The sequence below is a fragment of the Streptomyces sp. NPDC091371 genome (assembly GCF_040684275.1).
GTDB lineage: Bacteria > Actinomycetota > Actinomycetes > Streptomycetales > Streptomycetaceae > Streptomyces.
Window position 1 is genome coordinate 503288 of the sequence record NZ_JBFBFP010000002.1, and the last position, 13035, is coordinate 516322.

General features: G+C 71.8%; 17 protein-coding genes. 16 read left to right on the forward strand and 1 reads right to left on the reverse strand.

Going from position 1 to position 13035, the window contains the following annotated elements:
• Complete coding sequence (locus tag AB0O21_RS05130) at nt 1-687, reverse strand: methyltransferase type 11 (protein ID WP_365166314.1); 687 nt, start codon at nt 685-687, stop codon at nt 1-3.
• Between the two features lie 131 nt (nt 688-818).
• On the opposite strand from AB0O21_RS05130, the gene proS reads away from it, so the two are divergent.
• The 16 genes from proS to AB0O21_RS05210 form a co-directional block, all read left to right on the forward strand.
• Complete coding sequence (proS, locus tag AB0O21_RS05135) at nt 819-2231, forward strand: proline--tRNA ligase (RefSeq protein ID WP_365166317.1); 1413 nt, start codon at nt 819-821, stop codon at nt 2229-2231.
• A 190-nt stretch (nt 2232-2421) separates the two neighbouring features.
• Nucleotides 2422-3018, forward strand: coding sequence for a hypothetical protein (locus tag AB0O21_RS05140; protein ID WP_365166319.1), 597 nt, complete (start codon nt 2422-2424; stop codon nt 3016-3018).
• 219 nt (nt 3019-3237) lie between these two features.
• Entirely contained in the window at nt 3238-3675 is a 438-nt protein-coding gene (gene rpsP / locus AB0O21_RS05145) for a 30S ribosomal protein S16 (RefSeq protein WP_351318398.1), read from the forward strand.
• A gap of 2 nt (nt 3676-3677) precedes the next feature.
• Nucleotides 3678-3917 carry an RNA-binding protein gene (locus AB0O21_RS05150; RefSeq protein ID WP_030011889.1) on the forward strand — a complete coding sequence of 80 codons (240 nt, stop codon included), beginning with the start codon at nt 3678-3680 and terminating at the stop codon, nt 3915-3917.
• Between the two features lie 82 nt (nt 3918-3999).
• Entirely contained in the window at nt 4000-4557 is a 558-nt protein-coding gene (gene rimM / locus AB0O21_RS05155; RefSeq protein ID WP_365166321.1) for a ribosome maturation factor RimM, read from the forward strand.
• The gene (trmD, locus tag AB0O21_RS05160; RefSeq protein ID WP_365166323.1) at nt 4557-5378 is read left to right on the forward strand and encodes a tRNA (guanosine(37)-N1)-methyltransferase TrmD; all 822 of its coding nucleotides are present in this window, start codon (nt 4557-4559) and stop codon (nt 5376-5378) included. Before rimM ends, trmD begins: the two co-directional genes overlap by 1 nt.
• A 133-nt stretch (nt 5379-5511) precedes the next feature.
• A complete protein-coding gene (rplS, locus tag AB0O21_RS05165) occupies nt 5512-5862 on the forward strand; it encodes a 50S ribosomal protein L19 (RefSeq protein ID WP_073911044.1) in 351 nt (116 codons plus the stop codon).
• A gap of 44 nt (nt 5863-5906) precedes the next feature.
• Complete coding sequence (lepB, locus tag AB0O21_RS05170) at nt 5907-6629, forward strand: signal peptidase I (RefSeq protein WP_365166325.1); 723 nt, start codon at nt 5907-5909, stop codon at nt 6627-6629.
• On the forward strand, nt 6622-7440 hold the full coding sequence (gene lepB, locus AB0O21_RS05175) for a signal peptidase I (protein ID WP_365166327.1): 819 nt from the start codon (nt 6622-6624) through the stop codon (nt 7438-7440). Before lepB (AB0O21_RS05170) ends, lepB (AB0O21_RS05175) begins: the two co-directional genes overlap by 8 nt.
• 113 nt (nt 7441-7553) lie before the next feature.
• Nucleotides 7554-8423 (forward strand): signal peptidase I, encoded by an 870-nt coding sequence (gene lepB, locus AB0O21_RS05180; protein WP_365166329.1) that lies wholly within the window; start codon nt 7554-7556, stop codon nt 8421-8423.
• Nucleotides 8424-8467: 44 nt separating this feature from the next.
• Nucleotides 8468-9280, forward strand: coding sequence for a signal peptidase I (gene lepB / locus AB0O21_RS05185; protein ID WP_365166331.1), 813 nt, complete (start codon nt 8468-8470; stop codon nt 9278-9280).
• Nucleotides 9270-9779, forward strand: a complete 510-nt coding sequence (locus AB0O21_RS05190) for an NUDIX hydrolase (protein WP_365166333.1) — start codon at nt 9270-9272, stop codon at nt 9777-9779. Before lepB (AB0O21_RS05185) ends, AB0O21_RS05190 begins: the two co-directional genes overlap by 11 nt.
• 55 nt (nt 9780-9834) lie before the next feature.
• Nucleotides 9835-10143, forward strand: coding sequence for a DUF2469 domain-containing protein (locus tag AB0O21_RS05195; protein ID WP_003965949.1), 309 nt, complete (start codon nt 9835-9837; stop codon nt 10141-10143).
• 146 nt (nt 10144-10289) lie between these two features.
• Nucleotides 10290-10661, forward strand: coding sequence for a YraN family protein (locus AB0O21_RS05200; protein WP_365166335.1), 372 nt, complete (start codon nt 10290-10292; stop codon nt 10659-10661).
• On the forward strand, nt 10661-12283 hold the full coding sequence (locus tag AB0O21_RS05205; protein WP_365166337.1) for a YifB family Mg chelatase-like AAA ATPase: 1623 nt from the start codon (nt 10661-10663) through the stop codon (nt 12281-12283). Before AB0O21_RS05200 ends, AB0O21_RS05205 begins: the two co-directional genes overlap by 1 nt.
• The coding region (locus AB0O21_RS05210; protein ID WP_365166339.1) for a DNA-processing protein DprA at nt 12280-13035 on the forward strand (756 nt) is incomplete at its 3' end. The genes AB0O21_RS05205 and AB0O21_RS05210, both read left to right, overlap by 4 nt.

A 13035-nucleotide genomic window follows, 5' to 3' on the forward strand; every position in this document is an offset into this window, starting at 1 on the left:
TTACGCCACCCGGGCGATCACGTACCGGAAGATGTTCGGCAGCCACACGGCGCCGTCGGACCGCTCGAACGGGTGAAGCGCCTCGGCCAGCTCCTTCTCCGCCAGCGCGGGATCGGCGGCCGCGTCGTAGAGCCCGGTCGACAGCAGCCCCCGTACGGCACTGTCCACGTCCGCGTACCCGAACGGGCAGAACACCCGCCCCGACCCGTCCGGCCGCAGCCCCGCCCGCTCCACCAGCGCGTCCAGGTCCCGCGGCGCGGGCCCGCGGCCCAGGACCGACGGCACCGTGCAGCGCTCCGCGGGGCCCCAGTCGGCCAGCACCACGGCCCCGCCGCGCCGTACCGCGGGCAGTGCCGAGGCCAGGGCCGCCGGGGTGGGCGAGAAGGCCAGCAGGGCGTCGTAGGCGCGGTCGGCCGGGGGCGCCGCGGGCGGGGCCACCAGCACCTCCAGCAGCCGCTCACGGGCCAGCGCGCGCCGCGCGGGATCCGCCTCCACGCCCGTGGCCGAGGCTCCCCGCCCGGCCGCCAGCAGCAGGGGCAGGCCGGCCCCGCAGTCGAGGCCCAGCAGCCGGTCGCCCGGCCCGACCTCCAGCCGGTCGTAGACCGCTTCGTACAGCGGTACCAGCATCCGTTCCTGGATCTCCGCCCAGTCCCGGGCGACGAGCGTCGCCGTCGGCGTCGGTGTCATCGAAAGAGCGCTCCTGATTCCGTCTCGCCCCCTTGCCCCCGTTGCCAGAGAACTCCCCATTCGCCCCCGCGTCCAGAGGAGCGGGTCACCCGATTCACGCTCGACGCGCGAGGCGCCGTACCATTCGCGCCATGGCAAAGGCACCCGTTCTCACCCCGCAGGCGGAGGATTTCCCCCGCTGGTACCAGGATCTGATCAACAAGGCCGAGCTGGCCGACAACGGCCCGGTGCGCGGCACGATGGTCATCCGACCGTACGGCTACGGGCTGTGGGAGCGGATGCAGCAGGAGATGGACGCGCGCATCAAGGAAGCGGGCGCCCAGAACGCCTACTTCCCGCTGTTCATCCCGCAGTCGTACCTGACGAAGGAAGCCGAGCACGTCGAGGGCTTCGCCCCCGAGCTCGCCGTCGTCACGCACGGCGGCGGCAAGGAGCTCGAAGAGCCGGTCGTCGTCCGGCCCACCTCCGAGACGATCATCAACGACTACTTCTCCAAGTGGGTCCAGAGCTACCGCGACCTGCCCCTGCTGATCAACCAGTGGGCCAACGTGGTCCGCTGGGAGATGCGCCCCCGCGTGTTCCTCCGTACGAGCGAGTTCCTCTGGCAGGAGGGCCACACGGCCCACGCCACCTACGAGGAAGCCCGCGACTACGCCGCCCGGATCCACACGGACGTCTACGGCGACTTCATGAAGAACGTCCTCGGCATCGACGTGGTCCTCGGCCGCAAGACGGCCAAGGAGCGCTTCGCCGGCGCCATCAACACCCTCACCCTCGAGGGCATGATGGGCGACGGCAAGGCCCTGCAGATGGGCACGAGCCACGAGCTCGGCACCAACTTCGCCAAGGCCTTCAACACGCAGTACCTGTCGAAGGAAGGCAAGCAGGAGCTGGTCTGGCAGACCTCGTGGGGCGTCTCGACCCGCATGGTCGGCGGCCTGATCATGTCCCACGGCGACGACAACGGCCTGCGCGTCCCGCCGCGCCTCGCGCACATCCAGGTCGTCGTCATGGCGATCAAGGGCGACGAGGCCGTGGCGAAGGTCCGCGAGCTGGGCGACCAGCTCAAGGCCGCCGGCATCCGCGTGCACGTCGACGACCGCGTCGACACCCCGTTCGGCCGCCGCGCCGTGGACTGGGAGCTCAAGGGCGTACCGGTCCGCATCGAGATCGGCCCGCGCGACCTGGAGAACGGCACCGCGATGCTGGCCCGCCGCATCCCGGGCGGCAAGGAGCCGGTCCAGATCACCGAGCTGCTCGACCTGCTGCCCAAGGTGCTGGACGAGGACCAGGCGCAGCTGCTGCGCGAGTCCCGCGAGCGCCGCGAGTCCCGTACGACGGACGTCGCGACCCTCGAGGAGGCCGCCGAGGCCGCCATCGCGGGTGGCTGGGCGCGCATCCCGTGGGCCGACCTCGGCCCGGAGGGCGAGGCGAAGCTGGCCGAGCAGGCCGTCTCCGTGCGCTGCCTGATCGCCGAGGACGGGTCGGTGCCGGTGGCGGACGACGCCCCCGGTACCCTCGCGATCGTCGCGCGCTCGTACTGATCCGCTTCCACACCCCGGCGTGCGGCCCGAGCCGCGCGCCGGGGTGTAGTCGTCGTTACGTACCGACTCCTCCTGAGATCGGCGCACCCGTCCTCGTCAGGACGCATGAGACTGAACTGACTGGTACGTGCAAAAAATTTGGAATGGCCCGGAATCGGAACACCCGGGCACCCCGGCTCGTTGTCACGACGTGAGCACGACACCACCTGTTCTCGCCGCAGAGCTGGCGCAGGCGTGGGCCGACATTCAGCGGTACCACCCCGAGCTGCCGGACCTTGCCGCGCCCGAGTCCCTGATCGGAGAGTCCTCGTCCGCCTGCGGCGCCGAGCTCTCCTTCGAGCGACTGCTGCACGAGGCAGTCCACGGCATCGCCGCCGCCCGCGGGGTCCGAGACACCTCCCGCGCCGGCCGCTACCACAACCGCAGATTCCTCGCGATCGCCGAGGAGATGGGGCTGGACCACTCCGAAGAGCCGCATGCGAGCAGCGGCTTCTCGCTGGTCACGCTCAATCCCGAGGCGAAGAAGCGCTACCGCCCGACGATGGAGCGGCTGCAGCGCGCCCTCAAGGCGCACACGGCGGCCACCGCCGCCGACACCAAGCGCAGCTTCCGCGGCCCGGCGGCCCGCCACGGCTCCTCCGGCGGCGGCGTCCGCGTCAAGGCGGTCTGCGACTGCGGGCGCAACGTCCGGGTGGTCCCCTCGGTGCTGGCGCAGGCCCCGATCGTGTGCGGAGGCTGCATGAAGCCCTTCCGCATCCCCGAGGTGGCCCTCTCGGCAGCCTCCTGAACCGCCGCGGCGGGCCGCGCGGCCCGCTCCGCCGTGTCCCGGATCGGGCCCTCCCGGCTGAGCGCGCCGCAGGCGTATGGCACAATGAACAGCTGTACTCGACAGTCGCATAGGACCCCTCTCTCCTCCGGCTGACGCGTCCATCGGGCACCCGAGTACCGCAACCCCACGTGGCATCTCATGTGCCCAACCACGTCAAGTTCAGGAGACACCACTCCAGTGGCAGTCAAGATCAAGCTCAAGCGCCTCGGCAAGATTCGCCAGCCGCACTACCGCATCGTCGTCGCGGACGCCCGTACCCGTCGGGACGGTCGCGCGATCGAAGAGATCGGTATCTACCACCCGACCTACAACCCGTCGCGCATCGAGGTCAACGCCGAGCGTGCGCAGTACTGGCTGTCCGTCGGCGCCCAGCCCACCGAGGCTGTGCTCGCCATCCTGAAGCTGACCGGTGACTGGCAGGCCCACAAGGGCCTCCCCGCCCCCGCGCCGCTGCTCCAGCCGGCGACGAAGGAAGACAAGCGTCGTTCCTTCGACGAGTTCGCCAAGGCCCTCGAGGGTGGCGACGCCAAGGGCGAGGCCATCACCCAGAAGGCCAAGAAGGCCGACAAGAAGGCGGACGAGGCTGAGGCCGCCGCCGAGTCGACCGAGGCCTGATCATGCTCGAGGAGGCTCTTGAGCACCTCGTAAAGGGCATTGTGGACAACCCCGATGAAGTGCAGGTCGCCTCGCGCAACCTGCGCCGCGGGCAGGTGCTCGAGGTCCGGGTCCACCCCGACGACCTCGGGAAGGTGATCGGCCGCAACGGCCGCACCGCACGTGCGCTGCGTACCGTCGTGGGCGCCATCGGCGGCCGGGGGATCCGCGTCGACCTCGTCGACGTGGACCAGGTCCGCTGAGCAGTTGAATCACCGGCACGGGCCGGGGAGGGCATACGTGTCCGCCCCGGCCCGTTGTCGTCCGAACAGGAGAGTTTCTCAGGTGGAGCTGGTAGTCGCGCGGGTCGGCCGCGCCCACGGGATCAAGGGTGAGGTCACCGTCGAGGTCCGGACGGACGAGCCGGAGCTGCGGCTCTCGCCCGGCGCCGTGCTCCGGACCGAACCGGCGTCGGCGGGCCCGCTGACCATCGAGACGGGCCGGGTGCACAGCGGCCGGCTCCTGCTCCGCTTCGCGGGCGTCAAGGACCGCACCGCCGCCGAGGCGCTGCGCAACACCCTGCTCATCGCGGACGTCGACCCGACGGAGCTGCCCGAGGAGGAGGACGAGTACTACGACCACCAGCTCATGGACCTGGACGTCGTACTCGAGGACGGCACCGAGATCGGCCGGATCACCGAGATCTCCCACCTGCCCTCGCAGGACCTCTTCATCGTCGAGCGGCCGGACGGCTCCGAGGTGATGATCCCCTTCGTCGAGGAGATCGTCGCCGAGATCGACCTGGAGGAGCAGCGCTGCGTCATCACCCCGCCGCCGGGGCTGATCGACGAGCGCGAAGCGGTCATCGACTCGACCCGCGACGAGGCCGGAGACGACGCCTGATGCGTCTCGACGTCGTCACGATCTTCCCGGAGTACCTGGAACCGCTGAACGTCTCCCTGGTGGGGAAGGCGCGCGCCCGCGGCCAGCTCGACGTACACGTCCACGACCTGCGGGACTGGACGTACGACCGGCACAACACGGTCGACGACACCCCGTACGGCGGCGGACCCGGCATGGTCATGAAGACCGAGCCGTGGGGCGAGGCCCTGGACGAGGCGCTGGCCGACGGCTACGAGGCGGGCGCGCACGGGCCCGTCATGGTCGTCCCCACGCCCAGCGGCCGCCCCTTCACCCAGGAGCTGGCCGTCGAGCTCTCCGAGCGGCCCTGGCTGATCTTCACGCCGGCCCGCTACGAGGGCATCGACCGCCGGGTCATGGACGAGTACGCCACGCGCATGCCGGTGTACGAGGTCTCCATCGGCGACTACGTCCTGGCGGGCGGCGAGGCCGCCGTCCTGGTGGTCACCGAGGCCGTGGCCCGGCTGCTGCCCGGGGTGCTCGGCAACGCGGAATCGCACCGGGACGACTCCTTCGCGCCCGGCGAGATGGCGAACCTGCTGGAGGGCCCCGTCTTCACCAAGCCGCCGGAGTGGCGCGGCCGGGGCATCCCGGAGGTGCTGCTCAGCGGCCACCACGGGAAGATCGCCCGCTGGCGCCGGGACGAGGCCTTCCGCAGGACCGCTGCCAACCGCCCCGACCTGATCGAGCGCTGCGACGCCTCCGCCTTCGACAAGAAGGACCGGGAGATCCTGTCCATCCTGGGCTGGCAGCCGTCCGCCGACGGCCGATTTTGGCGCAGGCCCGAGGGCGTGGAAGAATAGGCGGCTGCTGTGTGCTCGCGGACGCCCCTGCCACAGGGGGATCGTCGTCCGACGAGTGGCACGGCTCCCGAATTCTCTACGGAAACCCGCACTGGCGACCTGTGGCGTCATGCGAAGAAAGCAGACGAAGAACATGTCTCACCTGCTCGATGGCGTCAACGCCGCCGCGCTCCGCTCGGACGTCCCGGCCTTCCGCCCGGGTGACACGATCAACGTGCACGTCCGCGTGATCGAGGGCAACCGCTCCCGTATCCAGCAGTTCAAGGGTGTCGTCATCCGCCGCCAGGGCGCCGGTGTCTCCGAGACCTTCACCGTTCGCAAGGTCTCCTTCAGCGTCGGCGTGGAGCGTACCTTCCCGGTCCACTCCCCGATCTTCGAGAAGATCGAGCTCGTCACCCGCGGTGACGTGCGCCGCGCCAAGCTGTACTACCTCCGTGAGCTCCGCGGCAAGGCCGCGAAGATCAAGGAGAAGCGCGACAACTGAGGTCCCCTCCGGTGTCCGGGGCAGGCCGGATAGGCTCGCCCCCGATGGACACCGAAGCACCTCACACGCAGCGCGACCACTCCTCCCGTGCAGACGGGGAGGGGCGGTCGCGTTTCGCGTTTTCCAGGGCCTTGCGGCCGCTGACGTGGCGGCGGGCCGGAGTGCTCGGCGTGTTCGGCACCGTCCTCCTGCTGCTGCTCAGCAATTTCGTGGTCCAGCCCTTCCTGATCCCCAGCCGCTCGATGGAGCCGACGCTCCAGGTCGGCGACCGGCTGCTGGTCAACAAGCTGGCGTACCGTTTCGGCGACCAGCCGCGCCGGGGCGACCTGGTGGTCTTCGACGGCACCGGATCCTTCGTACGCGAACGCCCCGAGGGCAATCCGGTGGGCGAGGTCCTGCACGGCGCGGCCTCTGTGCTGGGGCTCGCGGAGCCCTCCGACACCGACTTCGTGAAGCGGGTCGTGGGCGTCGGCGGTGACGACGTCGTCTGCTGCGACGCGGGCGGGCGGATCGAGGTCAACGGCGTCCCGCTGGACGAGCCGTACCTGTTCCCGGGCGACGCGCCCTCGACGGTGCCGTTCCGGATCGTCGTACCGCTGGGGACGCTGTGGGTGATGGGCGACCACCGGTCCCAGTCCCGGGACTCCCGGGACCACCTGGGGGAGCCGGGCGGGGGGATGGTGCCGGTGGACAAGGTGATCGGGCGGGCGGACTGGATCGGCTGGCCGGCATCGCGCTGGGGCTCCGCCGGCGGCGGCCATGGGTAGCCGAGGACGGCCGCGGCGCGAACCGGAGCCCGAGCCGGGCAGCCGGGCCGAGCGGCGCAGGCTGGCCCGCCGGGTGAAGCGGCGCCGCCGCACCCGCCGGGCGGGCGAGGTGCCGCTGCTGGTGGTCGTGGCGCTGTGCATCGCCATGCTCCTCAAGACCTTCTTCGTACAGGCGTTCTTCATCCCGTCGGGCTCGATGGAGCAGACGATCCGGATCGGCGACCGGGTCCTCGTGGACAAGCTGACCCCGTGGTTCGGCTCCAAGGTCGAGCGCGGCGACGTCGTCGTGTTCAAGGACCCGGGCGGCTGGCTCCAGGGCGAGGCGGCCCGGCCGGCCCCCGACCCGGTCGGCATCAAGCAGGTCAAGCAGGCGCTGACCTTCATCGGCCTGCTCCCCTCGGCCGACGAGCAGGACCTGATCAAGCGCGTCATCGGCGTCGGCGGGGACACCGTCAAGTGCTGCGACGCCAAGGGCCGGGTCACCGTCAACGGCTCGCCGCTCGAAGAGCCGTACGTGAGCCCGGGCAACACCCCCTCGGACATCTCCTTCGAGGTGCAGGTGCCGGCGGGCCGGCTCTTCGTGATGGGCGACCACCGGGCGAACTCGGCGGACTCCCGCTACCACCTCGACGAGGCCTTCCAGGGCACCATCGACGAGAACGGGGTCGTGGGCGAGGCCGTGGTCATCGCCTGGCCCTACGGGCACTGGAAGCGCTTCGAGACGCCCGCGACCTTCCGCATGGTGCCCGATCAGCCGCGGCGCGAGGCACGCGGGCGCCGTCGGCGCCGCCGGGGCGTGCCGTTCGCATAGTGTGTCCTGGGTCTCCCGCGCCTTAGGGAACTCCCGCTCGTTAAGGGAGGGGAGGGCCCGTGTCCGATCCGGCGCGGGCGGCGATCTCTACAAGAGGAGTGGATGTGGGGGATGTGGCGGTAGGCGCACGGTCCGGACGCGACGAGGGCGAGGAGCGGCCGGACGACGACGCCGTCAAGCGCGAGGCCGAGGAGGAGGACGGCGGTACCGAGGCGCACGCGCACCGCTCCTTCTGGAAGGAGCTCCCGCTCCTCGTAGGCATCGCCCTGCTGCTCGCCCTGCTGATCAAGACCTTCCTGGTCCAGGCGTTCTCGATCCCCTCCGACTCGATGCAGAACACCCTGCAGCGGGGGGACCGCGTCCTGGTGGACAAGCTGACCCCGTGGTTCGGTTCCGAGCCCGAGCGCGGCGAGGTCGTCGTCTTCCACGACCCGGCGGACTGGCTGTCCGGGGAGGCCACCCCGGAGCCGAACCTCGCCCAGCAGATCCTCAGCAAGATCGGCCTGATGCCGGACGCCTCCGAGAAGGACCTGATCAAGCGGACCATCGCCATCGGCGGGGACACGGTCGAGTGCAAGAAGGGCGGCCCGGTCGTCGTCAACGGCAAGGCCCTCGACGAGCCGTACATCTTCCCCGGCAACACCGCGTGCGACGACGCGCCCTTCGGCCCGATCACCGTGCCCAAGGGCAAGATCTGGGTGATGGGCGACCACCGGCAGAACTCCCAGGACTCCCGCTACCACATGCAGGACTCCACCCAGGGCTTCGTGCCGGTCAGCAAGGTCGTCGGACGGGCCGTGGTGGTCGCGTGGCCGATCACCCGCTGGTCCACCCTGCCGGTCCCGGACACCTTCGACCAGCCGGGCATCGACAAGCAGCCCGCGGCGACCGCGGTCGGCCCGGCCGCACTGGGGCTCGTCGGCGCGGTTCCGCTCGTCATGTGGCGCCGCCGGAGGCTGACCAACGGGCGTACCGCCGGGTAGGGTGCCGCCCAGGTCGACGATCTCCGAAGTGTGGGGGCGCTGCAATGGGCGGCACGCAAGCAAGCGGTACGCGTTCGAGCGGTACCCGTTCAATACGCAGTGGTGAGGATGGCCGCGGCGGTCTCGGCAACACGCTGTCGGGGCTCGCCGTGGCCATCGGTTTTGTGCTCTTCCTCGGCGGTTTCATCTGGGGCGCGGTCGCCTACCAGCCGTACACCGTGCCGACGGACTCGATGATGCCGACCGTGAAGCCCGGGGACCGGGTGCTGGCGCAGCGCATCGACGGCGGCGAGGTGCGCCGCGGGGACGTCGTCATCTTTACTGACTCCATGTGGAGCGATTCGCCCATGGTCAAGCGGGTCGTCGGCATCGGCGGCGACACCGTGAAGTGCTGCGGCCCGCGCGGCGAGCTGACCGTGAACGGGACGGCGCTGGACGAGCCCTACATCGACGCCACCAAGCCCGACACCGGTCTGGAAATGCCGCCCGGGCAGACCGCCCCCTCGGGGACCCCCTTCGAGGTGACGGTCCCCGAGGGGAACCTCTTCCTGCTGGGCGACAAGCGCGCCGGCTCGCTGGACTCGCGGGCCCACCTGCAGGAAGCCGGGCAGGGCACAGTGTCGCGGTCGACGGTCAGCGCCCGCGTCGACGCCCTGGCCTGGCCCGCCATGGAGATGCTGGAGCGGCCGAAGACGTACGAGGGCCTGCCCGGCGGGACCTCCCGGCCCGGGCCGCTGCTGCTCCAGGTGGCGGCGGTGGCCGCCGGCGCCGTCCTGGTGGTGCTGGGGGCTGCGTACGGGCCCGTCGCACGGGCTCTGGGGCGCGGGCGGCGGCAGGAGCGGGCCGGTGCCCGCTGACCCGGCGGCCGGGACCCCCGGCCCGCGGCAGGTGTCCCGGGTGATCCTGCTGGACCCCGCGGACCGGATCCTGCTGCTGCACGGCTTCGAGCCGGCCGACCCCGGCGACGACTGGTGGTTCACCCCGGGCGGCGGGCTGGAGGGATCCGAGAGCCGGGAGCAGGCCGCCCTGCGGGAGCTGGCCGAGGAGACGGGAATCACAGAGGTCGAACTGGGGCCGGTCCTGTGGCACAGGTACTGCTCGTTCCCCTTCGACGGGCGGCGCTGGGAACAGGACGAGTGGTACTTCCTGGCGCGTACCGCCCAGACGCGGACCGAGATGCGCGGGCTCACCGAACTGGAGCGGCGCAGCGTCACCGGAGCCAGGTGGTGGACCTCCGAGGAACTGCTCGCGGCACGTGAGACGGTGTACCCGACCAGACTCGCCGAGCTGCTGAAGACGCTGCTCGACGAGGGTCCTCCGGGTGCGCCGGTGGTCTTGGCCCCGGAAATCGTTTAGGGGCGCATGGGTCTGGCGCACAATAGGGGGACGCACGGCTGAAGGGGAACATGCCATGAGTGCCGAGGACCTCGAAAAGTACGAGACCGAGATGGAGCTGAAGCTCTATCGGGAGTACCGCGACGTCGTCGGGCTGTTCAAGTATGTGATCGAGACGGAACGCCGTTTCTACCTCACCAACGACTACGAGATGCAGGTGCACTCGGTCCAGGGGGAGGTCTTCTTCGAGGTCTCGATGGCCGACGCCTGGGTCTGGGACATGTACAGGCCGGCCCGCTTCGTGAAGCAGGTGCGCGTGCTGACCTTCAAGGACGTGAACATCGAGGAGCTCAACAAGAGCGACCTCGAACTGCCCGGCGGCTAGTCACGCCCCACGCCCCTCCTGCCAGGGGCGCCGCACGGGCCCGTCCTTCGTGTGGGTGACGGGATTGTCCACAACGGCCCGGCTGTCCACCAAGATCCACAAGGTGGGCGTGGACGCGCGATCGTCGGTGCCGGAGGTGGTGCCGGATGAACGCGAAGGGCGTGGCACAGCAGGCATTGGGGCGGTACGGCGAGGAGCTCGCGGCACGGCGGCTGACCGAGGCCGGGATGACCGTGATCGCGCGGAACTGGCGGTGCCGCAGCGGGGAGATCGACATCGTGGCGCGGGACGGGGACGCCCTCGTCGTCTGCGAGGTCAAGACCCGCCGGGAGGGCGAGTTCGAGCATCCCATGGCCGCCGTGCGGCCCGGCAAGGCCGAGCGCCTGCGCAGGCTGGCCGGGCGCTGGCTCGCCGACCACGGCGGACCGCCCCCGGGCGGGGTGCGCATCGACCTCGTCGGAGTCCTGCTGCCGCGGCGCGGGGCGCCCGTGGTGGAGCACGTCAGGGGGGTGGCCTGATGGGATTCGCACGAGCCTGTTCGGTGGCCCTGGTCGGCGTCGACGGAGTGGTGGTGGAGGTCCAGGCCGACCTGGAGCCCGGGGTCGCGGCCTTCACCCTGGTGGGGCTGCCCGACAAGACCCTGGTGGAGAGCCGGGACCGGGTGCGTGCCGCCGTGGTCAATTCGGGCGCGGCCTGGCCGCAGAAGAAGCTCACGGTCGGGCTGAGTCCGGCGTCCGTTCCGAAGAGCGGCGCCGGTTTCGACCTGGCCGTGGCGGCGGCCGTGCTGGGCGCCGCCGAGGTGGTCGACCCCGCTGCCATCGCCGACCTCGTGCTCATCGGGGAGCTGGGGCTGGACGGCCGGGTGCGCCCGGTCCGGGGGATCCTGCCGGCCGTGCTGGCCGCCTCGGAGGCTGGCTACCGGCAGGTGGTGGTGCCGCAGCAGTGCGCCGCCGAGGCCGCGCTCGTACCGGACGTCTCGGTGCTGGGCGTCCGCAGCCTGCGCCAGCTGATCGCGGTCCTCACGGACACGCCCGTCCCCGAGGAGGAACCGGTCGACACCCCCGGCCGCCCGGACCCGATACTGGCGGGCCTGCTGCTGCCGGGGGCGGGTCTGGGCACCGGTTCGGCCCACGGCGGCCCGGAAGCGGAGTTCCCGGACCTCGCGGACGTCGCCGGGCAGCGCGCCGCGCGCCGGGCCCTGGAGGTGGCCGCGGCCGGTGGCCACCACCTCTTCTTCAACGGGCCGCCGGGGGCCGGCAAGACCATGCTGGCCGAGCGGCTGCCCGGGATCCTGCCACCGTTGACCCGGCAGGAGTCGGTGGAGGTGACGGCGGTGCACTCGGTGGCGGGCATCCTCCCGCCCGGAGAGCCGCTGGTGACCAGGGCGCCCTATTGCGCGCCCCACCACTCGGCGACCATGCAGTCGCTGGTGGGCGGCGGCAACGGTGTCCCCCGACCGGGGGCGGTCTCGCTGGCCCACCGGGGCGTGCTGTTCCTGGACGAGGCTCCGGAGTTCCACGGCCGCGCCCTGGACGCGCTGCGGCAGCCGCTCGAATCGGGGCACGTGGTCATCGCACGGGCTGCGGGGGTGGTGCGGCTGCCCGCCAGATTCCTGATGGTGCTCGCCGCGAACCCGTGCCCGTGCGGGCGCCACACCTTGCACGGAGCCGGGTGCGAATGCCCTCCCTCGGCGATCCGGCGCTACCAGGGCCGGCTCTCCGGGCCGCTCCTCGACCGGGTGGACCTCCGCGTGCGGGTCGAGCCGGTGACCCGGGCCGATCTGCTGGGGCAGGGCGGCCGCGGGGAGTCCACCGCGGTGGTCGCCGACCGGGTCAGGGAGGCCAGGGACCGCGCCGCCGGCCGACTCGGCGGCACGCCCTGGCTGCTCAATTCCGAGGTACCGGGGCAAGAGCTGCGGACCAGGTGGCAGCCGGCCCCGGGAGCGCTGGAGCAGGCCGAGCGGGAGGTCGACCGCGGCCTGCTCACCGCTCGCGGCCTGGACCGGGTGCTGCGGGTCGCCTGGACGGTGGCCGACCTGCGGGGGAGGGACCGGCCCGACGCGCTGGACGTCGCCGTCGCCCTGGAACTGCGGACCGGGATCGCCCGCGGGGTGCCGATGGTGACAGGGGCCGGCTCATGAACGCGGTGGACGATCCGGAGGTGCCGGCCCGGGCCGCGTTGACGAGGGTGGCGGAGCCGGGGGACGAGGCCGTGGGGCGGTGGCTGCGGGAGTACGGGGCCGTCGCGGTGATACGGCTGCTGACCGGGAGCGAGGAGGAGGCGCGGAGCCTCGGCGGGGTGGGGGCCGAGCGGCTCGCCGGGTACCGGAGGCGGGCGGCGCAGGCCGACCCCCGGCGGGACCTGGCTGAGGCCGCCGCGTACGGGGGCCGCTTCGTGTGCCCCGGGTCGGCGGAGTGGCCGACCCAGCTCGACGACCTCGGCGAGGCCCGGCCCATCGGCCTGTGGCTGCGGGGCCGGCCGAACCTGCGGACCTGGGCGCTGCGTTCCGTCGCCGTGGTCGGGGCCCGCGCCTGCACTCCGTACGGCGCGCACATGGCCCAGACCCTGGGGGCGGGGCTCGCCGAGCGGGGCTGGGTCGTGGTCTCCGGGGCCGCGTACGGGATCGACGGCGCCGCCCACCGCGGGGCGCTCGCCTCGGGAGGCGCCACCGCGGCGGTGCTCGCCTGCGGGGTGGACGTCGCCTATCCGCGCGGACACGCCGAACTGCTCGGCCGCATCGCCGGCCAGGGCCTGATCCTCGGGGAGCTGCCACCCGGCAGCCATCCCACGCCCAGCCGGTGTGTTAACTGCACCAATGACTCTGTTAGACCTACGCCACGAGCTGATCGAGGGCCGGGCCGACGTGCCCCGCATCGGTTCAGTGATCGAGCT

Excerpts from the sequence above, each read along its gene's own strand:
- AB0O21_RS05130 (WP_365166314.1), bottom strand. The coding sequence starts at position 687 with ATGACACCGACGCCGACGGCGACGCTCGTCGCCCGGGACTGGGCGGAG.
- proS (WP_365166317.1), top strand. The coding sequence starts at position 819 with ATGGCAAAGGCACCCGTTCTCACCCCGCAGGCGGAGGATTTCCCCCGC.
- AB0O21_RS05150 (WP_030011889.1), top strand. The coding sequence starts at position 3,678 with ATGCTCGAGGAGGCTCTTGAGCACCTCGTAAAGGGCATTGTGGACAAC.
- trmD (WP_365166323.1), top strand. The coding sequence starts at position 4,557 with ATGCGTCTCGACGTCGTCACGATCTTCCCGGAGTACCTGGAACCGCTG.
- rplS (WP_073911044.1), top strand. The coding sequence starts at position 5,512 with ATGTCTCACCTGCTCGATGGCGTCAACGCCGCCGCGCTCCGCTCGGAC.
- lepB (WP_365166325.1), top strand. The coding sequence starts at position 5,907 with ATGGACACCGAAGCACCTCACACGCAGCGCGACCACTCCTCCCGTGCA.
- lepB (WP_365166327.1), top strand. The coding sequence starts at position 6,622 with ATGGGTAGCCGAGGACGGCCGCGGCGCGAACCGGAGCCCGAGCCGGGC.
- lepB (WP_365166331.1), top strand. The coding sequence starts at position 8,468 with ATGGGCGGCACGCAAGCAAGCGGTACGCGTTCGAGCGGTACCCGTTCA.
- AB0O21_RS05195 (WP_003965949.1), top strand. The coding sequence starts at position 9,835 with ATGAGTGCCGAGGACCTCGAAAAGTACGAGACCGAGATGGAGCTGAAG.
- AB0O21_RS05200 (WP_365166335.1), top strand. The coding sequence starts at position 10,290 with ATGAACGCGAAGGGCGTGGCACAGCAGGCATTGGGGCGGTACGGCGAG.
- AB0O21_RS05205 (WP_365166337.1), top strand. The coding sequence starts at position 10,661 with ATGGGATTCGCACGAGCCTGTTCGGTGGCCCTGGTCGGCGTCGACGGA.